The sequence below is a fragment of the Mycobacterium sp. genome, assembly GCF_025965855.1.
In the GTDB taxonomy this organism is placed as follows: domain Bacteria; phylum Actinomycetota; class Actinomycetes; order Mycobacteriales; family Mycobacteriaceae; genus Mycobacterium.
In genome coordinates, this window is record NZ_JAOPWB010000340.1 from 1 (window position 1) to 22131 (window position 22131).

The following is a 22131-nucleotide window of genomic DNA, read 5'->3' on the forward strand; positions in this document are numbered from 1 at the left end:
TGGTCGACGGTGCGGGCCATGTCGGCCAGCAGCTCGGGATTGCGATAGGAGTTGCACGTCACCAGCGCGCCGATCTGGATGCGTGACGTCTGTTCGGCCCAGGCGCCGAGCATGGTCCAGCATTCGAAATGCGGGCCGTCGGGATCCCCGTAGAGCGGGAAGAAGTGGTCCCAGTTGAAGGCGATGTCGACGCCGATGTCTTCACAGCGGCGAACGGCGTCGCGGAGCTGGCCGTAATGCGGGGCGTGCTGCGGCTGCAATTGCACGCCGATACGAATAGGACGGTCGGGAGTCATGACACCCACCGTAGGCTCAGCGAGCGTCGAGCACCCCGCGCAGGATCTCGATGACTGCGCGGGGTTGGTCGCTCTGCACAGAGTGGCCCGAATTATCGACGACGTGTGCCGTGCGGAAATTGGTTGCGCGCCTGGCCAATTCGGCGGCGTCCCCGTCGGTGACGAAGCCCGATGAACCGCCGCGGATGAGGGTGATGGGTGCCGACAGCCGGTCGACGTCGTCCCACAGGCCGGCGAAGTCGGGGAAGGTGCGGATGGCGTCGTAGCGCCAGGACCAGTTGCCGTTGTCGAGCCGGCGGGAATTGTGGAAGACGCCGCGGCGCAGCGCCTTGACCTCTCGGTGCGGTGCCGCCGCGACGGTCAGGTCCAGCATGGCCTCGAAGCTGGGGAACTCCCGCTCACCTTGCATCAGCGCCACCGTGCCTTGCTGCTCCTTGGTCAGCTCGGAGTGGCGTTGCAACGCCGATGGGGTGACGTCGATCAGGACGAGTTCATTCACGAGTTCGGGTGCCACCGCGGCCAGCCGGATCGCGGTCAACCCGCCCAGTGACATGCCGACGACGAGGTCGGCGCTCGACGCGTGCTCGCGCAGCGCCGGCAGCAGGGCGTCGGCGTTCAGCTGCGGCGAGTAGTCGCCGTCCTCGCGCCATGCCGAATGCCCGTGCCCGGGCAGGTCCACGGCCAGCGCCGGCTCACCGAGACCGACGATCACGGTGTCCCAGGTGTGCGCGTTTTGCCCGCCGCCGTGCAGGAAGACGATGCGTGGAGGACTTTCAAATGAGGGAGCGCCCCAGCGCAGCGCGCTGATTCTGCTTTCCGCGGTGCCCGACTCGACCCGCTCGACGTCGGGCAGCGGACCCGGAACCCCGGCCTGCTCAGCGTTTTCCGACAGCAGCGAGAACTCAGACAATTCTGCCAGTCCGTCTTCAGGCATCTCGGTCACGGTCTCTGACACTACTTTGGGCGGCCAGATGTGCGTCTAAGGGCTTTGCGTGTGCATCCATGGCTTTGCTCGTGCGTCTAGGGCTTTGCGTGTGCATCCACGGCGCGGATTTCGCGGATTTTCCGCCCTCAGCACACACCGAAAGCCCTCAGCGCACACCGAAAGCCGCCGAAAACCAATGTGCGGTGAGGCCGCGGAACGCGACCCCACCGCACACCGGTGCAGGAGAGTTACCCCTCGATGATGAACTCTTCGAGCTGGGCCCGCGCAATGTCGTCGGGCAGCTGCTGCGGCGGGCTCTTCATCAGGTAGGCGGACGCGGGGACCACCGGGCCGCCGATCCCGCGATCCTTGGCGATCTTGGCCGCCCGCACCGCGTCGATGATGACTCCGGCCGAGTTCGGCGAGTCCCACACCTCGAGCTTGTACTCCAGGTTCAGCGGCACGTCACCGAACGCGCGGCCCTCCAGCCGCACGTAGGCCCACTTGCGGTCGTCGAGCCAGCCCACGTGGTCGGTCGGCCCGATGTGCACGTCCTTGGTCTTGAACTCGCGCTGCAGGTTCGAGGTCACCGCCTGCGTCTTAGAGATTTTCTTGGACTCCAGCCGCTCACGCTCGAGCATGTTGAGGAAGTCCATGTTTCCGCCGACGTTGAGCTGCATGGTGCGGTCCAACTGCACACCGCGGTCCTCGAACAGCTTGGCCATCACGCGGTGGGTGATGGTCGCACCGACCTGGCTCTGGATGTCGTCGCCGACGATCGGGACGCCGGCGTCGGCGAACTTCTTGGCCCACACCGGGTCCGAGGCGATGAACACCGGCAGCGCGTTGACGAACGCCACGCCCGCGTCGATCGCGCACTGGGCGTAGAACTTGTCGGCCTCCTCCGAGCCCACCGGCAGGTAGGACACCAGCACGTCGACGCTGTTCTCTTTGAGGACCTTGACCACGTCGACCGGCTCGGCGTCGGAGAGCTCGATGGTGTCGGCGTAGTACTTGCCGATGCCGTCGAGAGTGGGGCCGCGCTGCACCGTCACGTTGGTGGGCGGCACGTCGGCGATCTTGATCGTGTTGTTCTCCGAAGCGAAGATCGCCTCCGACAGGTCGAACCCGACCTTCTTGGCGTCGACGTCGAACGCGGCCAGGAACTTCACGTCGCGCACGTGGTACTGGCCGAACTTCACGTGCATCAGGCCGGGCACCGTGTGGTTCTCGTCGGCCTCGAGGTAGTACTGCACGCCCTGAACCAGCGACGACGCGCAGTTTCCGACGCCGACAATGGCGACTCGTACCTCCGCCGACGCCTCGGGCACCCCGAACGGCTTGTGGTCACTCATAGGGCGTTCTCCTAACTTCATAACTTCTTCTCAGGTGTTCTCATGCCGGTTCGTGCAGGGGTTTCACGTCTGTTCGGAAAGGCCGGGCAGCGCCCGCTCCGCCGCGATGAGCTCGTTGAGCCACTTGACCTCGCGCTCGCTGGACTCGAGCCCGAGCTGGTGCAGCTGACGGGTATAGCGGTCGAATGAGCTGCTCGCCCGCCCCACCGCATCGCGAAGACCTTCGCGGCGCTCCTCGACCTGACGGCGGCGGCCTTCCAGGATGCGCATCCGCGCCTCCGCCGGCGTGCGATTGAAGAACGCCAAGTGGACTCCGAAGCCGTCGTCGGTGTAGTTGTGCGGACCGGTGTCGACCACCAGCTCACCGAAGCGCTGACGGCCCGCATCGGTCAGCTGGTAGACCCGACGCGCCCGCCGCACCGGGGTGCCGGCAGGCGCGGCATTCTCGGCAATCAGCCCTTCGGCCTGCATGCGCCGCAGGGCCGGGTACAGCGATCCATACGAAAACGCCCGGAACGCGCCGAGCAGGCCCGTTAACCGTTTACGTAGTTCATACCCATGCATGGGCGATTCGATCAAGAGACCCAGGATGGCAAGCTCAAGCATCGAAATACACCCCCTCGAAATGGATAGGAACGGCTAGGTATGGCTGGTTGCTTTGACTGACTTAGCGGTCCGACGCCTCGCGTCATCGTATCGTGTCGATATATTCGCCACAACACTACTTGTCGTTGGTGCGCTATTAGTCACACGGCTGGGGTGACAGCTGTGACGGCAGGGTGACCCGCCTGATGGTGCCATCACCTGCGAAAACGATGTACGCGCCACCGTAGTCGCTCAACACATACACCGACAGCGACAGCGTCCCCGGGGTGGTGGGTCGGTGGCGGGCTCGATCACCAAGTACGTGGTTTTGATGTCGGACTTCTTCATGCGGCCGCGACGTCGAATTTGGCGAGGTCAACCGCGACGGCACCATCGGTGGCGCTCTTGGCCGAGCGGGTCGGGTCGCCCATCCGCCGCGGTCGTTGTAGGCCAGCATGCGGCGGTCGTCGGCGGGGTCCGGGCGGTCGAGTAGCGCTTAGGTCGGGTAGATCACCAGCCGGAATCCCTCGGTGTCGTCGAATCTTTTGCGTGTTTGCTCCATCAGGCCGGTCAGCCCGCCGACCGACAGCAGCTCGGTGGGCGCCGCCAGCACCACCGGGCCCACTCCGTCGGGCTTTGCTCCAGGATCCGTCGTGAAATCCAGCGGCGAGCCGGTGTTGCCGTAGAGGCCCCAGCCGATGCCGACGCCCAGCAGCACCGACACGACGAAGGCGGCGGCCAGGACGCCCAAACCGCCGAGCTTCGGGGGCTTTAACGTCCGCGCGCCGGCCAGCGCCTGAAGCGCGGCGTCATCGGTTTGCAGGGCGTGCACCAAAGCCCGCAAATCGCCCAGGGTGATCCCATGGGTCGCCGCGCTGACGCGTTCCCGGTGCTCTTGATCCGAAATCTCGCCGTCGTTCAGGACATTGTCGAGAATCCGGCAGGCGTCCTGCCGGTCGCCGTCCTTGGCGCGAGTCGTCGATGCGGCCCCACCACGGAGCGGTGTCCCCAGCAATTTCGCCACGCCGATGATCGTCGAAGTCCCGTCCGGGTTCGGCAGAGGACGGGACGGCCGATCGCCGCGGCTCACGTCCGCAACGGCCTTGGTTGCGTATCGGTGGTGCGGGCGGCCACGTACTCTGGTCAACGTGCGACTGCAGCGACAAGTGGTGGACTACGCGCTTCGGCGGCGCTCCCTGCTCGCCGAGGTGTACTCGGGCCGCACCGGCGTATCCGACGTCTGTGACGCCAACCCGTATTTGCTGCGCGCCGCGAAATTTCACGGGAAACAGAGTCAGGTGATGTGCCCGATCTGCCGGAAGGAGCAGCTGACCCTGGTGTCGTGGGTGTTCGGCGACCGGCTGGGTGCGGTGTCGGGCTCGGCGCGCACCGCCGAAGAGTTGGTGATGCTGGCGACCCGATTCGAGGAGTTTTCGGTCCACGTGGTGGAGGTGTGCCGGACCTGCAGCTGGAACCACCTCGTGAAGTCGTATGTGATGGGCGCGGCACGCCCGGCACATCCCCCCAGGGGAACCCGGACTACGCGGACGGCGCGCAACGGCGCCCGCACGGCCATTGAGTAACGAAGGGCGCCACGACCAGTCGCCCGGTGACCTGAACGAGTCAGCGACTGAGCGAGTGGGCAAGCACGCGAGCACCGACCGGCCAGACAACCCTGACCGTCCGGAGCCGGACAGGCGCGACGCGCCCCAGGGGCCCGGCCGCCGCCGCCCGGTTCCCCCCGACGACCGGTTGACCACGATCCTGCCGCCCGTCGTCGACGACCGCTCGCCCCTGCGGCCCGACCCCATCCAGGAGGTCAAGGCCGCACTGGACCGCCCCCCGTCGGCGCCGCTGCACAGTGACCCGCTCGAAGAGGTCAAGGCCGCGCTGGACGGACGCGCGGCGCCGTCTCCGCGCCGCGACGTGCCGATGTCCGGGCGCCGCCCACCCGAAGGGCCTCCACCCCCTCCCCGACGGCCTGACGGGCCCGGGGGACCCGGGGGACCCGGTGACAGAGTCCCCCGACCGGGGGTCGATTGGAGCTGGGCCCAGCAGATCAATTGGTTGTGGGTGCGACGCGCGGCCTACCTCACCGCGGCGGCGCTGGTGCTGCTGCCGATCGTCACCTTCGGGATGGCGTACTTCATCGTCGACGTCCCCAAGCCGGGCAACATCCGCACCAACCAGGTCTCGACGATCCTGGCGAGCGACGGTTCGCAGATCGCCAAAATTGTTCCGCCCGAAGGGAACCGGGTCGACGTCAACATCAGCCAGGTGCCCGTGCATGTGCGCCAGGCGGTCATCGCCGCGGAAGACCGGAACTTCTATTCCAACCCGGGCATTTCGTTCAGCGGGTTCGCGCGGGCGGTCAACAACGACCTCTTCGGCGGCGGCGACCTGCAGGGCGGCTCGACGATCACCCAGCAGTACGTGAAGAACGCGCTGGTCGGTTCGGCGCAGCACGGTTTCAGCGGCCTGATGCGCAAGGCCAAGGAATTGGTCATCGCCACCAAGATGTCGGGGGAGTGGTCCAAAGACGATGTCTTGCAGGCGTATCTGAACATCATCTACTTCGGCCGGGGCGCCTACGGCATTTCGGCCGCCGCCAAGGCCTATTTCGACAAACCGGTCGAGCAGCTCACCGTCTCCGAGGGGGCTCTGTTGGCGGCGCTGATCCGGCGGCCGTCCTCGCTGGATCCCGCCGTCGACCCAAAGGGCGCCGCGGAGCGCTGGAACTGGGTGCTGGACGGCATGGTGGAAACCAAGGCGCTCTCGCCGAGTGACCGTGCGGCACAGGTGTTTCCGGCGACCCTGCCACCCGATCAGGCCCGCGCGGAGAACCAGACCACCGGCCCCAACGGGCTGATCGAGCGCCAGGTGACCAAAGAGCTGATGGAGCTGTTCAACATCGATGAGCAGACCCTGAACACCCAGGGGCTGCAGGTCACCACGACGATCGACCCAAAGGCGCAGCAGGCCGCGGAGAAGGCGGTGTCGAAATACCTCGAGGGGCAGGACACCGACATGCGCTCCGCGGCGGTGTCGATCGACCCGCACAACGGCGCGATACGCGCCTATTACGGCGGTTCTGACGCCAACGGTTTCGACTTTGCTCAGGCCGGGCTGCAGACCGGATCCTCGTTCAAGGTGTTCGCTCTTGTTGCGGCGCTGCAACAAGGTATCGGCCTCGGCTACCAGGTGGACAGTGCCCCGCTCACCGTCGATGGGATCAAGATCACCAATGTCGACGGCGAGAGCTGTGGGACCTGCAATATCGCCGAGGCGCTGAAACTTTCGCTCAACACCGCCTATTACCGGCTGATGCTCAAACTCAAGGGCGGGCCGCAGGCCGTCGCCGACGCCGCGCACCAAGCCGGTGTCGCGACCAGCTTCCCCGGCGTCGCGCACACGCTGTCCGAGGACGGCAAGGGCGGGCCGCCCAACAACGGAATTGTGCTGGGCCAGTACCAAACCCGACCCATCGACATGGCATCGGCGTACGCCACGCTGGCCGCGTCCGGTGTCTACCACCGGCCGCACCTGGTGCAAAAGGTCGTCAATGCCGAAGGCCAAGTGCTTTTCGACGCCGGCAACTCCACCAACAGCGGCGAGAACCGCATCGACAAGGGCGTCGCCGATAACGTCACCGCCGCGATGCAGCCGATCGCGGGCTATTCGCGTGGGCACAACTTGGCCGGCGGACGTCCCTCGGCCGCCAAGACCGGGACGGCGCAGTTGGGCGACACCCAGGCCAACAAGGATGCCTGGATGGTCGGATACACGCCGTCGCTCTCGACGGCGGTGTGGGTTGGCACCGTGCAGGACAACGTGCCGCTGGTAACGGCCTCGGGCGGAGAGGTTTACGGTTCCGGGCTGCCGTCGGACATTTGGAAGTCGACCATGGACGGCGCCCTGAAGGGCACCTCCAACGAGAGCTTCCCCAAGCCGAGCGAGATCGGTGGATACGCGGGCGTGCCCGCCGCGCCGCCCCCGCCGCCCGCGCTGCCGTCGGAGACCGTCATTCAGCCCACGATCGAGGTGGCGCCGGGTATCACCATCCCGGTCGGTCCACCCACGACGATCACCAACGCACCGCCGCCGCCCGGGGGCACGCAGCCGGGCTACCCACAGCCGGGCTACCCACAGCCGCGCGGGCCCCAGCCGGGCGGGCTGCAGCCTCCCGGCGTCCCACCGGGTGGCCCGCAAGCGCCCCCACCGTCGCCGTGACCGCCGCGCGGCAGCAGAGCACCCCCATCTCACCGCAGCCCTTGGCTGTCGATCTGCGCAGCGCCGACAACCGCGATTGCCCCAGCCGCACGGACGTTTTGGGCGCGGCGCTGGCCGATGTCGTCGGGGGAGCGGTGGGCCGGCACGCGCTCATCGGCCGGGCTCGGGTGATGACCCCGGTGCGGGTCATGTTCCTGATCGCGCTGGTTTTCCTGGCGCTCGGCTGGTCGACGAAGGCGGCGTGCCTGCAGAGCACCGACACCGGGGCCGGTGATCAGCGGGTGGCCAATTGGGAGAACCAACGCGCCTACTACGAATTGTGTTACTCCGACACGGTGCCCCTCTACGGCGCGGAGTTGTTGAGCCAGGGCAAGTTTCCCTACAAGTCGAGCTGGATCGAGACCGCCGCCAGCGGCGCGCCGCAGACCCGCTATGATGGCCGGCCCGCGGTGCGATACATGGAGTATCCGGTGCTGACCGGCGTCTATCAGTACGTGTCGATGGCGGTGGCCAAGACCTACACCGCGGTGAGCAAGGTGGCCCCCCTGCCGGTGGTGGCCGAGGTGGTGATGTTCTTCGACATCGCGGCGTTCGGCCTGGCGTTGGCCTGGCTGGCCACCGTCTGGGCGACCGCGGGCTTGTCGGGGCGGCGGGTATGGGATGCCGTCCTGGTGGCCGCCTCGCCGCTGGTGATCTTTCAAATATTCACCAACTTCGATGCTCTGGCAACGGCTTTCGCCATGGGCGGCCTGTTGGCCTGGGCTCGACGCAAACCGGTGCTTGCCGGTGTGCTGATCGGGCTGGGCGCCGCGGCCAAGCTCTACCCGCTGCTATTCCTGGGCCCGATGCTGGTGCTGGGCGTCCGGACCGGTCGCCTCGGCGCCCTGGCGCGCACGGCGGGGACGGCCGCGGCGACCTGGTTGTTGGTGAATCTGCCTGTGCTGGTGCTCTTTCCGCGTGGCTGGTCCGAATTCTTCCGGCTCAACACGCGGCGCGGCGAAGACATGGACTCGTTGTACAACGTGGTGAAGTCGTTCACCGGCTGGCGCGGTTTCGATCCCAGGCTGGGCTTCTGGGAGCCACCGACCGTATTGAACGCGGTGGTCGCGGTGTCGTTCGCGCTATGTTGTGCCGCGATCGCTTACGTCGCGCTCACCGCCCCGCGACGCCCGCGGGTGGCGCAGCTGGTGTTCTTGGTGGTGGCAGCCTTCCTGTTGACCAACAAGGTATGGAGCCCCCAGTTCTCGTTGTGGCTGGTGCCGCTGGGGGTGCTGGCGTTGCCGCATCGACGAATCCTGTTGGCCTGGATGACGATTGACGCCCTGGTATGGGTGCCCCGGATGTATTTCCTGTACGGCAACCCCAGCCGCGGGCTGCCGGAGCAGTTCTTCACCACGACGGTGTTGCTGCGCGACATCGCGGTCGTGGCGCTGTGCGCGCTGGTCCTCCGGCAGATCTACCGGCCCGAGGAGGATCTGGTGCGCTGGGGCGGGCGCGTGGACGATCCGGCGGGCGGCCCCTTTGACCGCGCGTCCGACGCCCCGCCCGGCTGGTTGCCCTCCTGGCTGCGTCCGCCGGGGCTGCGGCGCCCGGCCGCGCCGGCGCCGGAAATGGACACCGAAGCAGCGACCGCGGGGCAATCATGACCCTGGTCGCGATCCCGCTGTTCCCCCGGTTCACCGCGCTGGACGCCGTGGGTCCGTACGAAGTGCTGCAACGCATTCCATCGATCCATGTCGTGTTCGTAGGGCATCGCCGGGGTGAGGTGCGCACGGAAAACGGCATGCTCGGCGTCAGCTGCGACGCGACCTTCGACGAAGTCGGCGCTCCCGACGTGGTGGTGGTCCCCGGCGGCATCGGAACCCGCCAGCTGATCCACGACGAAGCCATCCGCGCCTGGCTGCGATCGGTGCATCCGAACACCACGCTCACCACCTCGGTGTGCACCGGGGCGCTGCTGCTGGCCGCCGCGGGCCTGCTGGACGGACTCACCGCGACGACACATTTTGCTGCCGCGGATCTGCTCAATGAGTTGGGCGCGCGGTATGTGCCCAAGCGAGTCGTCGAGCACTTACCGCAGCGGATCATCACCGCCGCGGGGGTGTCCAGCGGCATCGACATGGCCTTGCGGCTGGTCGAGCTCCTTGTCGACCGACTTGCCGCGCAGGCCGCCCAGTTGCTCATCGAATACGACCCGCAGCCGCCGTTCGACTCAGGTGCGCTCGCCAAAGCTGATGAGGCGACCAAGGCCAGAGCCAAGGAATATCACCAACGCCGGCAGTAACTCCACCGCTGATTTCGCCGGTCACCCCCACGTCCGGTAGCCTGGGGCGGTTGCCGACGCAGGCGACTCTCCTGCCGCGGATCGACCGTGGCCGCTCAGACCAGAGGAGGTGGTGAGGTTCCCATGCGTCCATACGAAATCATGGTCATTCTCGACCCCACGCTCGACGAACGTACCGTTGCCCCGTCGTTGGATACGTTTCTCAACGTCGTCCGCAAGGATGGCGGAAGCGTGGACAAGGTCGACATCTGGGGTAAGCGCCGCCTGGCCTACGAGATCGCCAAGCACGCCGAGGGCATCTACGTCGTCGTCGACGTGAAAGCCGAGCCGGCGACGGTTTCCGAGCTCGACCGCCAGCTGAGCCTCAACGAGTCGGTGCTGCGCACCAAAGTGATGCGCACCGACAAGCACTAAAAGCTGAATGCCCGCTGTCGCCGCCGTTGCTTAGGCTTGTTCAAGCTCGGCGAAACTACGTTCATGACCAACCCCCGTCCAAAGGCGGACCTAGGAGGACCCAGTGGCTGGTGACACCACTATCACCGTTGTCGGCAACCTGACCGCCGACCCCGAACTGCGGTTCACTCCCTCGGGTGCTGCCGTGGCGAACTTCACCGTGGCATCGACGCCGCGCATCTATGACCGGCAGAGCGGGGAATGGAAGGACGGCGAGGCGCTGTTCCTGCGGTGCAACATCTGGCGGGAGGCCGCCGAGAACGTCGCGGAAAGCCTCACTCGCGGCGCCAGGGTGATCGTCAGCGGTCGCCTCAAGCAGCGTTCCTTCGAGACCCGCGAGGGCGAGAAGCGCACGGTCTTCGAGGTCGAGGTCGACGAGATCGGACCGTCGCTTCGGTACGCCACCGCCAAGGTCAACAAGGCCAGCCGCAGCGGCGGCGGAGGCGGTGGTTTCGGCTCAGGCGGGGGCGGCGGCTCTCGCCCGGCGCCGGCCGCACAACCGAGCGGCGGATCGGGGGATGACCCGTGGGGCAGTGCCCCGGCCTCGGGATCCTTCGGCGGCGGCGATGAAGAACCACCGTTCTAAACCCAAACTTCAGACGAGTAGTAAACGGAAAGAAAGACAGACATGCCTAAGTCCACCAAGCGGCGCCCGGCTCCGGAAAAGCCGATCAAGGCGCGCAAATGCGTCTTCTGCTCCAAAAAGGGCCAAGCGATCGACTACAAGGACACGACGCTGCTGCGGACCTACATCAGCGAGCGCGGCAAGATCCGCGCCCGGCGGGTCACCGGCAACTGCGTGCAGCACCAGCGCGACATCGCGATCGCGGTGAAGAACGCCCGCGAGGTGGCTCTGCTGCCCTTCACCTCCTCGGCGCGTTGATCGCCGAAGCCCAACGGAAAGTGTCTGAACGATGAAGCTGATTCTGACGGCTGACGTCGACCACCTCGGGACTGTCGGGGACGCGGTCGAAGTCAAGGATGGGTACGGCCGCAACTTCCTGCTCCCTCGCGGCCTCGCGATCCAGGCCTCGCGTGGCGCGCAGAAGCAGGCCGACGAGATTCGGCGGGCCCGCGAAACCAAGACGGTGCGCGATCTCGAGCACGCCAACGAAATCAAGTCGGCGATCGATGCGCTGGGCCCGATAAGCCTGCCGGTCAAGGCCGCGGGCGACTCGGGCAAGCTGTTCGGCTCGGTGACCGCCGGTGACATCGTCGCCGCCATCAAGAAGGCCGGCGGACCGAACCTCGACAAGCGTGTCGTGCGGCTGCCCAAGACGCACATCAAGGCCGTCGGTAGCTACGGCGTCTCGGTGCACCTGCACCCCGAGGTCGACGCCGAGGTCGCGCTCGACGTTGTCGTGGACAGCTAACTAAGTAGCGTTTGCTCTCTCGAAGCGGCGGCCGCAACTCGGCCGCCGCCGAACCCTCTGGCGCTTGGCGAGCGCTTGGTCCGGGCTATGAAGGCTAGCGGGGTTGGTCGGCTGGCGAACTATTTCAGCGGTACCGCCGGGCGAACCTCTTAACCACCTCGTAACGCGGCGAAAATGTGGCCGAAAGCCAACACGCCCGGCGCAGTAACCTGCGACGACACGCCGTAGAGATTCTTGTCCACACCAAATGTGGTGGGTTGTACTGCTCTTATCAGCAGCGATGTCGCAGCGCCTCGAATTAATCCACAGGTTCTCCACACCCCGCTCAACACAGGTGTCGAAGGATATGCACACACGATGCACAGCCTTATGAACAGCGGCCCCTTTAAGTACTCGCCAGCAACGTTTACCGTCGTCCCCGCGCGGTGCGATATGGGTGCGATGGATCGTTGGGTGTCGGGGCCTTGACTTACGCTGCGGATATCAGTTATCGAATGTATGTTCGGGTGTGCGCGTGTCAGGGGAGGTGAGAGTCCGTGGCGGTCGTCGATGACCTGGCGCCTGGCATGGGTTCACCGCCGCCCAATGAAGAGTTCGGTCGCCAGCCTCCGCAGGATCTGGCCGCCGAGCAGTCGGTGCTGGGCGGGATGCTGCTGAGCAAGGACGCGATCGCCGATGTGCTGGAACGGCTGCGGCCGGGCGACTTTTATCGCCCTGCGCACCAGAATGTCTACGACGCGATCCTGGACCTCTACGGGCGCGGCGAGCCGGCCGACGCCGTTACGGTGGCCGCGGAGCTGGACCGCCGCGGAATGCTGCGCCGCATCGGCGGGGCACCGTATCTGCACACCCTGATCTCGACGGTGCCGACGGCGGCCAACGCGGGCTACTACGCGGGCATCGTCGCCGAGAAGGCGCTGCTTCGCCGGTTGGTGGAGGCCGGGACGCGGGTGGTGCAATACGGCTACGCGGGCGCCGAGGGCGCCGACGTGGCCGAGATCGTCGACCGGGCGCAGGCCGAAATCTACGACGTCGCCGACCGCCGGCTCTCCGAGGACTTCGTTCCGCTCGAGGATCTGCTGCAACCGACCATGGACGAGATCGACGCCATCGCGTCGAGCGGTGGCGTGTCGCGCGGCGTGCTGACCGGCTTCACCGAGCTCGACGAGGTGACCAACGGCCTGCATCCCGGTCAGATGATCATCGTGGCGGCCCGACCCGGTGTGGGTAAGGCGCTCGCGCTGGACACACCGCTGCCGACACCGACCGGCTGGACCACGATGGGCGATGTTGCGGTCGGCGACGAGTTGCTCGATGCCGACGGAATGCCGACGCGGGTGGTGGCCGCGACGGAGGTGATGCTGGGGCACCCGTGCTACCAGATCGAATTCTCTGATGGAACGGCGATCGTCGCCGATGCCGCGCACCAATGGCCGACGATTCGCGGGATCCGGACGTCGGCTCAGTTGCGTTGCGGTTGGGACACGATTGCTGCGGCCGGCGGGACGCCTCGCTACGGGTCCCTTGGGACCACGACCGCCTTGTTAGCCCCTGTACTGCAGATCGACTCAGTGCGTCGCGTGGAAAGTGCGCCGGTGCGTTGCGTCCAAGTGGACAATGCCGCGCGCCTGTATCTGGCCGGCCCAGGGATGGTGCCGACGCACAATTCCACGCTGGGATTGGATTTTATGCGGTCGTGTTCCATCAAGCACCGTTTGGCTAGCGTCATCTTTTCGTTGGAGATGAGCAAGTCGGAAATCGTGATGCGGCTGCTGTCGGCGGAGGCCAAGATCAAGCTCGCCGACATGCGTTCGGGCCGCATGAGCGACGACGACTGGACACGGCTGGCGCGGCGGATGAGCGAAATCAGCGAAGCGCCACTGTATATCGACGACTCGCCCAACCTGACCATGATGGAGATCCGCGCGAAGGCGCGCCGGCTGCGGCAGAAGGCGGACCTGCGGCTGATCGTGATCGACTACATGCAGCTGATGACGTCGGGCAAAAAGCACGAGTCGCGTCAGGTGGAAGTGTCGGAATTCTCCCGTCATCTCAAGCTTTTGGCGAAAGAGCTTGAAGTTCCGGTGGTGGCCATCAGCCAGCTCAACCGCGGTCCCGAGCAGCGCACCGACAAGAAGCCGATGCTGTCTGACCTTCGCGAGTCGGGATGTCTGACCGCATCTACGCGGATCTTGCGCGCCGACACGGGCGCCGAAGTGACGTTTGGTGAGCTGATGCGGACGGGCGAACGGCCCCTGGTGTGGTCGCTGGACGAGCGACTGCGCATGGTCGCCCGCCCGATGACTAACGTCTTCCCGAGCGGCCGCAAGGAGGTCTTCCGGCTTCGGCTGGCCTCGGGACGTGAGGTCGAGGCAACCGGCAACCATCCGTTCATGATGCTCGATGGCTGGACTCCCTTGGACCAGCTTAAGATTGGTGATCGCATCGCCGTACCCCGGCGCGTCCCCGAACCCGTTCACACGCATCGGATGGACGACTGCGAGGTGATACTGCTTGCCCACATGATCGGCGATGGGTCGTGTGTGAAGCGGCAACCGATCCGCTACGCGTCGGTGGACGAGGCAAACCTCGCCGCGGTGACTGTGTCCGCCGCGCACTTCGGAGTGACCGCGGTTCGCGACGAATACCCGGCGGCGCGGGTGACCACGCTGCGGTTGCCTTCGCCGGATCGGCTGGCACGCGGTCGGCGCAATCCCATCGCGGCCTGGCTCGATGGTTTGGGGCTGTTCGGGCGGCGCAGTTACGAAAAGTTCGTGCCCGAGGCCGTCTTTCGTGCGCACAACGACCAGGTGGCGTTGTTCCTGCGTCACCTCTGGGCCACCGACGGGTCAGTGCGGTGGGACGCAAAGGTCGGCCAAGCGCGGATCTACTACGCATCGACCAGTCGACGCCTTATCGACGATGTGGCCCAACTACTGCTTAGGGTAGGCGTGTTTGCACAGATTAGGCACCCACCAAAGCTTGGCTACCGTGACTCGTGGCACCTGCTCATCTACGGTGCGGAGAATCAGACGCGTTTCCTTAATCACGTCGGTGTGCATGGGGCGAAAGCAGCAGCGGCACAAGAGGTCCTGTCTCATCTCAAAAGCGTGGTGCGCAACACAAATCTGGACACCGTCCCGAAGGAGGTTTGGGCGCAAGTTCGAACGGTGCTCTCTGCTAAGCAAATAACACACCGACAGTTCGCTTCGGCTATGGGTACGCAGTTTTGCGGATCTACGATGTGGAAGCACTCTCCAAGCCGATCCAGGCTGCACCGTGCCGCGGCACTGCTCGATGACAGTGATATTCACACGCTGGCCACAAATCACGTGTTCTGGGACAGGGTGGTAGAGATTACTAGCCTTGGAGAACAAGATGTCTACGATGGAACCGTAAGTGGGACACACAATTTCGTTGCCAACGGTGTCGCGGCTCATAATTCTTTGGAACAAGATGCCGACATGGTGATCCTGCTGCACCGCCCCGACGCATTCGAGCGCGACGATCCGCGCGGGGGAGAGGCGGACTTCATTCTCGCCAAACACCGCAACGGCCCGACTAAGACGGTCACAGTCGCACACCAGCTGCACCTGTCACGATTCGCCAACATGGCCAGATGAGGTCCGTTCAAGATCATCGTCTATCATGACGAAATCCCTTGCGGCACAACACCTTTGAGCGTAGTGTTGAGATTCTCAAAACGCTCCTCGTCGGTGTTCTGTTCGGAGTCCATTTGGACATGAAAGTGAGATTCTCGAATTCCAGCGTGCCCCGCAACGAAATGCATGCCTTGACGAGTACCAACTGGGCGGCATCGACCCGATGTGCTGAGCAATGACTGCACGAGCCCGGAGGCGCTTCAATCCGTAGATTCCGCGAAGTTTGCGGCGGCGAATGCGGCACAGTAAGCACGGTATCGTTTGAGTGCATTCGACGGGAGGGCGATTGTGAGCTACACGATCTATTTCATTCACGGAACTGGTGTGCGCGATGTCGCCGCGACGATACAACAACTGCGCGAGCGCGGGGCGCGGCTGCTGGCCTGGAAGCCAGAACAGATCGTCCCGATCGAATGGGGCCGGGCCAAGGGGCCTGAACCCCTCGATATCTCCCCGGCCCTCCCACCGTCCACGCGGGGCGCACAGTTGCCCGGAGCCCCGATCCCTGAGGATCCGGCGGCGCTGTGGAAACTGCTGATGGCCGACCCCTACGCCGAGCTCCGCGTACTCGCAGTAGGACCGAGCATGACGAGCGCGACCAGCGCAGGCGCAAAGATCGATCCAACCGCACAAACCCTGTCGACCCGAATACTGCAGCGGCTGCAATCTCTCACACTCGACCACAACGACGCCGCCGCGGCCGGCGTGTCCGCGAAACAGGTCAGCAGCGCCGGACTGGAACTCGCGCGCAGCTCGCTGGTCGCAACGGCCGCCAACAAAGCAGGCAGCCTGGGTCAAATCGCGGAGGTCGCTTCTCGCGCAACGGTCGCCATCGTGCTCAGCGCACCGCTGAACGACGACTCCCCGCCCCCGCTGGCCCTGTATGACCCGGCAGCCCGCGACAACCTCGTCATCGCCGTCGCCAATGCGCTGGACCCTGACGGCCAGCGCGGCATCTTCACCGACGCCGCCAAACGCGTTGTCGGTGAAATCGCCACCAAGGTCGCCATGCAAAGACGCCAGGACTTCATGGGCCCACTGAGCAACTTTCTACGCGACGTCAGCTTCTACCTGCAACACGGCGCCGTCGTCCGCGACTACATCGCCAAGGTGATCCGCGACCACTCCGGCGACAGCAAGGTCGTGGTGCTAGGGCACAGTCTGGGTGGCATCGCCGCCGTCGATCTGCTAGCCGACCCCGCGGCGGCAAGCGGCGCCGCGAAGCTGCCCGTCGATCTGCTCATCACCGTCGGCTCCCAAGCCCCCTACCTATATCTAATGGACTCGCTGGCATCGCTATCGCCAACCAAACCCGACGCCCAGCCATTTCAGCCGTGGTTGAACATCTACAACCCCGAAGACCTGTTGTCATTCTGCGCGCAACGAGTCTTCCCCGCCGCCACCAATATCCACGACGTAGCGCTGAAAGCCGACGTCCCGTTCCCCGCGTCCCATAGCGCCTATTGGGCCCAGGACAGCCTCTACAACATCCTCGAGCAACACCTGCCGTCATGAACGACGCCGACACCACATGGGCGCTGGTCATCGGCATCGACGTCTACGACAACGTCACACCGCTCGCGGGCGCCGTGCTCGACGCCATCGAAGTGGTCGGCTGGCTACGCGACCTCGGCGTCAAAGACGACCGGATTCTGCTACACGCCTCCCCATGTACTGCAGCCCTCGCACCACTGAAGGCCCTCGGCATCCCGCCTCGTGGCTGCACCGAGCCCGAAATCTGGACATCACTATCAACACTGTTGGACAACAACGGATCTCGACTATTCGTCTTCCTGCTCGGGCACGGTTTCTACCTCTTGGACGGCGGATGCGTCTTCCTCACCAAAGAGGCTGACCACAACGCGCTGACCAACTACGGCATCGACTGGCTGGCGGATCTGCTGCGGGGTAGGAAATACGATCGGCAGTTTATCGTCATGGACGGCTGCCTCAACTACGCCTACCCGCCATCGGACCGCCCAACCGTCGAGGCCGGCAGACACCCTGGCGCGAAAGTCGGCGCACCGCTAGAGGGCGTCAGCCAATGGTTCGCACGCGCAGCATCCCAAGGAGAAACCGCAGCCGAGCCCAACAGTCGCGGACTGTTCACCGCGAAGCTGCTCGAAACCCTCAACCTGATCTCCCCAAACCCGCGATGCACCGTAATCAACGACACCACAGGCGAATACGAAATCGACTTGTACACGGCGATCACCAACATTGTGAGTCCCTCCGTCTCCAAGATCATCCCGACGCAACACCCCGGCATCAAACGGCTGGACGAGGGTCCGGCCGACGGCCAAGCCATCGTCGCAGCCGTCGCGCCCAAAGGCACAGTGGCGCTGCAAACCCTGGTCGATCCCGCCGCCGCCGTCGTAGACATCGACTCCGTCACCCTGCAGTCGCGACAGTACCTGTGGAGGCGCACGGTTCCCGGCGTGACGGACACCTCACTGAAGCTGCCATTCACCACCGTCTTGCCCATCGACATGAATCTGATCGGGTGGTGCGACCTGAGGCCGTCAACCGACTGGCGCGATCCCGACCCACTCAAAAGGACCACCGGCGACGGTCGCGACATCGTGTTCACGCTCGAAAAGGACTGGAGCAGCCAGACACTAAAAGTGACCACCATCGGCAGGGACAACGCAGTCGTCGCAGCGATGACGCCGGACGCCGTCAACGCCGCATCCGACGTCATTGCCGCAGAAGACGCCCAGGACACCATCTGGCTGTCCCCGTCCCGCACCGGCGCGGTACTGCGCACACAAGTCGGCGACGAACAACTACTGCCCGCCATCAGCCAGAGAATCGCTGACGCGATCGACATCAACACCCCAGGCGAAGTGCACACCTCGATCGAGTTCCAGCACCTGCCACCCCCCGAACCGCGCTGGCAGGGCTGGATGCTCGACATCGACCTCGATCTGACACACGCCGACGCCCTGGGCGGCTTCGCCGCTGACCGAGACGACGTACGAATCGACGGCGTCTCCATGTCCTTGCACCAGCTCGCAAACCGCCGACAAGTCGCCATCAGTGGTCTAGGCCCGGCGCTGGTCGAGCTGGACCTACCGTGGGGCCGATGGACCACCATCGTCGAACCACCCGATGACCCGACGAAATCCCAACCGAGACTTGAGTTCCCCGAAACCGTGGGACTGCCGCCCATCAGAAACACCCTGCGCGACACTGTCCTGAAACCGGGGTCGCACACAGCTGAAGCTATTGCTGCCGGTCGGCCGGCGTTCGCGCTCGCGGTTACCTCCGACGAACAGCTCGAGGTCTTCGCCGCGCCGAGCGGGGTGGCCAAGCAGGTCTTGGAAGGCGCGAGCCCGACCGACGGTTGGACGGCCCTGGAGGATCATGGCGAGCGGCTGGGTGCGGTGACGGTGTACGCAAAAACCCCGAAGTATTTGCCGATAGGCAGACTTGCTGCCCCCTCCAACTCATCGTCCCTGTATTTCCCGATGTACCTACCAAACCTGGCCTTCGACAATCGGATTGCTCCGCGTGTCGAGCCGTTGAGCATCGACCCGTCGCCATTGTGGGACTTGCTTGTATGCGCGGGTCGGCTGCATGCGCTCACCGAAGACAGCGCATGGAACGTGCTCAAGTCTGCCGCCGACCCAACGCTGGCTGTCACCGCGAGCTACGGCTGCTATATAAACGGCTTCACCGAACCGCTGGAAAAGCTTCTAGAACGATGGTTACGCGTCGCAAAGGATGGCGAGACCGCAAGCGGGGTTCCCGACGTTGTCATCCTGTGGCATGCGTATGCCATGAATACCAGTGCCTCGCATGCCCGCACGCATCCGCTGCTGTCCCGGCCCAACCCGCAGCGGCTACAAGAACTCGCAACCCACGGCCGCGTCCCGATGCTTCGATGGGGAGTCAGCATCGGCCGATCGGTCGCCGAGCACTACGACATACCCGAACTCGCAACCACCCTCGCACACATCGAGGACCGGCTGGAATTAACGTCAACGTGGACGCTATGGCACGACGACGGCATCAACGGCTTCGCCGCCGGACCCGCCAGCGCAGAACCCGACGAAGTCTCGGATGCCCTCGCCAGCGCCGAGGAATGCCGGCCGACCTACTTCTCGAACCGGCCGCAAAACACCACCGCCGGCGAGCCCCCCGCGGTCAATCTGAACCGCAGATACACCTTCGACACCTTCGTCACCGGGGCCTCCAACAGATTCGCTCACGCCGCGACCCTCGCGATTGCTGAGGCGCCGGCCCGGGCCTACAACCCGTTGTTCATCTGGGGTGAATCCGGACTCGGCAAGACACATCTATTGCACGCAGCCGGCAACCACGTCCAACGCCTGTTTCCGGGCATGCGCGTCGAATATGTGTCGACCGAAGAGTTCACCAACGACTTCATTAACTCGCCGCGCGATGACCGCAAAGCGTCGTTCAAGCGCAGTTACCGGGACGTCGATGTGCTGTTGGTTGACGACATCCAGTTCATCGAGGGCAAGGAAGGCATCCAAGAGGAGTTATTCCACACCTTCAATACCCTGTACAACGCCAACAAGCAGGTCGTGATCTCCTCCGACCGGCCACCCAAACAGATTGCGACACTTGAGGATCGGCTGAGAACCCGGTTCGAGTGGGGTCTGATCACCGACGTTCAGCCGCCTGAGCTGGAGACGCGCATCGCGATTCTGCGCAAGAAGGCTCAGATGGAGCGGCTCGATGTGCCCGGCGATGTAATCGAGTTGATCGCCAGCAGCATCGAACGCAACATCCGGGAACTCGAAGGCGCGCTGATCCGTGTCACCGCATTCGCATCGTTGAACAAGGCGCCGATCGACAAGGCTCTGGCCGAGATCGTGTTGCGCGACCTGATCGCCGACGCCAGCACCTGACTGAGTGCGGGTTGATGCGGGGCGGATGGCTGGCGATGGTGCGACTGCTGAAGTGCGGCCCGTGGCATCGGGGAGGATGGGACCTGATACACGAGCGCGGAAGGCCGATCTCTCTGTTGCGGTGGGCGCGGCGCGGGCTGCGGGTGAAACCTGGACGGCGAGCGGCGCGGCGCTCGGCGTCACCCGGCAGGTGGCGCAGAGGCGATTCGGCAGGTAGCGGGTCCGAGGCGTACGAATCCGAGATGTGGCCGCGTCAACGGTGCCTGGTGCCAAGCGCGGGCGCGGTTTACGCCGGTGGTCTCGCCGGTGATAGCACTGTAAATGATTGTCCTGCTCCAGATTCCGCCCGGAAGGACAGGCCCGAGATGTCAGGTGACGAAAGCGGTTGCAGGTAAGGCCTTGTACAAACCCGCGTAGCGCAGGTGTTGAGGTTTGCGCGAATAAGCCCACGTGAAAAATGACACGATGATGAGACAGATCGGGGATGACATTTCGTGAGACACGCCGCGTTTGCCCGAGGTCAGAGCATCGCGGTATGACATGAACTTTGAGAAGCTACATCAATAGATTTCCCAAGCGGTCCAATTACAGTGCGAGCGTTCGCTCCTCACAAGGTGAAAGTGTCTTTCGTCGTTCCCAGTAATATCAAATATTTCTGGAGCGAGAGGGGCAGGCACGCAAACCATGCCGCCTCGTCTCCCGGGTTGGGCAGGATGTTTCCATATTCAATCATGTCGGTGGGCGCCAGATTACAGACGTATACCCAAATCGATTCCCGGGGGACCTTCGAGATGCGGTTGACATCATTGAGGATGTTCAGCACCATGGCGGCTCGCTGCTTTTCTGTTCTGCCGGCACGTATATCGGCCCGTATCCAGATGTGATTTGAGGTTGGCTCTCCCGCCTAAGTAACGTTGCTCGGTTTGATCCTCCCGGATCACTACTTGGACAAAGAATGGCGGCGCTCCGGTTGCCTGGCTGTGACGATTGGTGATGGCTTTCGCAAGCTCCGTCTTTTGTGAGGGGTCGAGGAGGCTTGGCGGGACGGAACAAACGTATGTTGGCACTAATTTCTCCTTTTCAGCCGGAGGAAGCATCCCCACAAGTGAACAACTTCGATAGTCAACAACCTTCGACCCAGCGGCTGCGCATCTGCCGCGTTGATGACTTTCGGCCGCCCGCGTGGTAGCGAATCTGGGGCGCCATGGCTGCTCGGAGTCGAAGGCTACGCGGCAGTGCGGAGGTTATGGACGTCGATCACGACCAGTGCCGCGTCTAGCAGCGGCGTGGGGATGGTGTGCTGGCGGGCGCGGTCGTGGAAGTCGCGAAGGACGGTGACTTCGATCGGCCGGCCGGCTTTCATGTCACGGAGCATCGATGGTCCGAAGGTCGAAGATGGGTCGGTGAGGTTACCCTCAAGCCCGGCGAGCACCGAACCTGCCAGGGCATGTCCGTCTGCGGCTGCAGCAGCGGCGACCTCGGCTAGGACACTGCGCGTTAAGTCGCGTCCGCCTGGTGCCCGGGCGATGATGCCGATGGTGTCGCCGGCCAGGCATGTCAGGACGGCGTTCGCGGTGATGAACGCGAATTTTTCCCACATAGCGGCCAGCACATCGTCACGGACTGTTACGGCAACGTTGTCGACGGCGAGCTCGGCGGTCGTGCGGCTCAAGGCATCCGAGCGGCCGCCGTCGAGCTGGCCGAGCTCGAGTTGAACGCCCGGAACGATTTCTTCGATTGTGCCGTCCGCACGCAGTGAGGTCGCCAATCTCGCCGCGGCACCCAACACGACTTCGAGCCCGAATGCCGCGGTGAGCATCGACAGGTGGCTGATCCCGTTCATGATTGGCACGATCCGCGTGCCGGGTGCAACGGCCTGGCTGACGTCGTTGATCGCCGAGGAGACCACGTTTGTCCGCACCGCCACTACGATGACGTCGTAGCAACCACGAAGCTCTGAGACTGTCACGGCATCGACGGGGATGGTCTGCAGACCGGTGACGTGGCGAACGCGCAAACCTTCGGCTGACAGCCGCGCCAACGCCGGTGGGTGGACCAGGAAGGTGACGTCTCGCCCGCCGGCGATCA

At 64.6% G+C, this 22131-nt stretch carries 17 protein-coding genes and 3 pseudogenes; 12 read left to right on the forward strand and 8 right to left on the reverse strand.

The annotated features are described in order from the left end of the window. The 5 genes and pseudogenes from JWP83_RS29290 to JWP83_RS29310 all read right to left on the reverse strand — a co-directional run. The coding region (locus JWP83_RS29290) for an LLM class flavin-dependent oxidoreductase (protein WP_297738585.1) at positions 1-296 on the reverse strand (296 nt) is incomplete at its 3' end. A 16-nt stretch (positions 297-312) separates the two neighbouring features. Next, entirely contained in the window at positions 313-1230 is a 918-nt protein-coding gene (locus JWP83_RS29295) for an alpha/beta hydrolase (protein ID WP_297738587.1), read from the reverse strand. Between the two features lie 239 nt (positions 1231-1469). After that, positions 1470-2576, reverse strand: coding sequence for an inositol-3-phosphate synthase (locus tag JWP83_RS29300; RefSeq protein WP_297738589.1), 1107 nt, complete (start codon positions 2574-2576; stop codon positions 1470-1472). A 63-nt stretch (positions 2577-2639) separates the two neighbouring features. After that, complete coding sequence (locus JWP83_RS29305; RefSeq protein WP_297738591.1) at positions 2640-3182, reverse strand: PadR family transcriptional regulator; 543 nt, start codon at positions 3180-3182, stop codon at positions 2640-2642. A 136-nt stretch (positions 3183-3318) separates the two neighbouring features. After that, positions 3319-4185 (reverse strand): annotated as a pseudogene (locus JWP83_RS29310) (DUF1707 domain-containing protein). 124 nt (positions 4186-4309) lie between these two features. On the opposite strand from JWP83_RS29310, the gene JWP83_RS29315 reads away from it, so the two are divergent. From JWP83_RS29315 to yidD, 12 genes and pseudogenes are all read left to right on the forward strand, one after another. Beyond that, positions 4310-4744, forward strand: coding sequence for a DUF5318 family protein (locus JWP83_RS29315; RefSeq protein ID WP_297738593.1), 435 nt, complete (start codon positions 4310-4312; stop codon positions 4742-4744). A 169-nt stretch (positions 4745-4913) separates the two neighbouring features. After that, positions 4914-7391 (forward strand): transglycosylase domain-containing protein, encoded by a 2478-nt coding sequence (locus JWP83_RS29320; protein ID WP_297738616.1) that lies wholly within the window; start codon positions 4914-4916, stop codon positions 7389-7391. Beyond that, a complete protein-coding gene (locus JWP83_RS29325; RefSeq protein ID WP_297738595.1) occupies positions 7388-9037 on the forward strand; it encodes a glycosyltransferase family 87 protein in 1650 nt (549 codons plus the stop codon). The genes JWP83_RS29320 and JWP83_RS29325 overlap by 4 nt, the downstream gene beginning before the upstream one ends. Beyond that, positions 9034-9675, forward strand: a complete 642-nt coding sequence (locus tag JWP83_RS29330; RefSeq protein WP_297738597.1) for a DJ-1/PfpI family protein — start codon at positions 9034-9036, stop codon at positions 9673-9675. Before JWP83_RS29325 ends, JWP83_RS29330 begins: the two co-directional genes overlap by 4 nt. A 123-nt stretch (positions 9676-9798) precedes the next feature. Next, positions 9799-10089: a 30S ribosomal protein S6 gene (gene rpsF / locus JWP83_RS29335; protein ID WP_297738599.1), complete on the forward strand. Its 291-nt coding sequence runs from the start codon at positions 9799-9801 to the stop codon at positions 10087-10089. Positions 10090-10192: 103 nt separating this feature from the next. Further along, positions 10193-10714, forward strand: a complete 522-nt coding sequence (locus JWP83_RS29340) for a single-stranded DNA-binding protein (protein WP_297738601.1) — start codon at positions 10193-10195, stop codon at positions 10712-10714. Positions 10715-10756: 42 nt separating this feature from the next. Beyond that, positions 10757-11011, forward strand: a complete 255-nt coding sequence (rpsR, locus tag JWP83_RS29345; protein WP_297738603.1) for a 30S ribosomal protein S18 — start codon at positions 10757-10759, stop codon at positions 11009-11011. Between the two features lie 31 nt (positions 11012-11042). Next, positions 11043-11501, forward strand: a complete 459-nt coding sequence (rplI, locus tag JWP83_RS29350) for a 50S ribosomal protein L9 (RefSeq protein WP_297738605.1) — start codon at positions 11043-11045, stop codon at positions 11499-11501. A gap of 536 nt (positions 11502-12037) precedes the next feature. Then, positions 12038-15124: a replicative DNA helicase gene (locus tag JWP83_RS29355; protein WP_297738608.1), complete on the forward strand. Its 3087-nt coding sequence runs from the start codon at positions 12038-12040 to the stop codon at positions 15122-15124. Between the two features lie 327 nt (positions 15125-15451). Further along, on the forward strand, positions 15452-16678 hold the full coding sequence (locus JWP83_RS29360; protein ID WP_297738610.1) for a hypothetical protein: 1227 nt from the start codon (positions 15452-15454) through the stop codon (positions 16676-16678). Further along, positions 16675-20040: pseudogene (gene dnaA / locus JWP83_RS29365) on the forward strand (chromosomal replication initiator protein DnaA); the annotation flags it as partial. The gene JWP83_RS29360 and the pseudogene dnaA, both read left to right, overlap by 4 nt. Beyond that, a pseudogene (gene yidD, locus JWP83_RS29370) lies at positions 20040-20138 on the forward strand (membrane protein insertion efficiency factor YidD); the annotation flags it as partial. The pseudogenes dnaA and yidD, both read left to right, overlap by 1 nt. 512 nt (positions 20139-20650) lie before the next feature. Here the strand turns inward: yidD and JWP83_RS29375 are convergent. The 3 genes from JWP83_RS29375 to JWP83_RS29380 form a co-directional block, all read right to left on the reverse strand. Next, positions 20651-20869: a hypothetical protein gene (locus tag JWP83_RS29375; RefSeq protein ID WP_297738612.1), complete on the reverse strand. Its 219-nt coding sequence runs from the start codon at positions 20867-20869 to the stop codon at positions 20651-20653. Further along, on the reverse strand, positions 20847-21140 hold the full coding sequence (locus tag JWP83_RS31395; protein ID WP_367185698.1) for a 4-oxalocrotonate tautomerase family protein: 294 nt from the start codon (positions 21138-21140) through the stop codon (positions 20847-20849). The genes JWP83_RS29375 and JWP83_RS31395 overlap by 23 nt, the downstream gene beginning before the upstream one ends. A gap of 128 nt (positions 21141-21268) precedes the next feature. Next, a partial coding sequence (locus JWP83_RS29380; protein ID WP_297738614.1) for a ketopantoate reductase C-terminal domain-containing protein occupies positions 21269-22131 on the reverse strand: 863 nt, incomplete at its 5' end.

Coding starts and splice junctions, on each gene's coding strand:
- JWP83_RS29295 (WP_297738587.1), bottom strand. CDS start 1,230: ATGCCTGAAGACGGACTGGCAGAATTGTCTGAGTTCTCGCTGCTGTCG.
- JWP83_RS29300 (WP_297738589.1), bottom strand. CDS start 2,576: ATGAGTGACCACAAGCCGTTCGGGGTGCCCGAGGCGTCGGCGGAGGTA.
- JWP83_RS29305 (WP_297738591.1), bottom strand. CDS start 3,182: ATGCTTGAGCTTGCCATCCTGGGTCTCTTGATCGAATCGCCCATGCAT.
- JWP83_RS29330 (WP_297738597.1), top strand. CDS start 9,034: ATGACCCTGGTCGCGATCCCGCTGTTCCCCCGGTTCACCGCGCTGGAC.
- rpsF (WP_297738599.1), top strand. CDS start 9,799: ATGCGTCCATACGAAATCATGGTCATTCTCGACCCCACGCTCGACGAA.
- rpsR (WP_297738603.1), top strand. CDS start 10,757: ATGCCTAAGTCCACCAAGCGGCGCCCGGCTCCGGAAAAGCCGATCAAG.
- rplI (WP_297738605.1), top strand. CDS start 11,043: ATGAAGCTGATTCTGACGGCTGACGTCGACCACCTCGGGACTGTCGGG.
- JWP83_RS29375 (WP_297738612.1), bottom strand. CDS start 20,869: ATGGTGCTGAACATCCTCAATGATGTCAACCGCATCTCGAAGGTCCCC.
- JWP83_RS31395 (WP_367185698.1), bottom strand. CDS start 21,140: ATGCTTCCTCCGGCTGAAAAGGAGAAATTAGTGCCAACATACGTTTGT.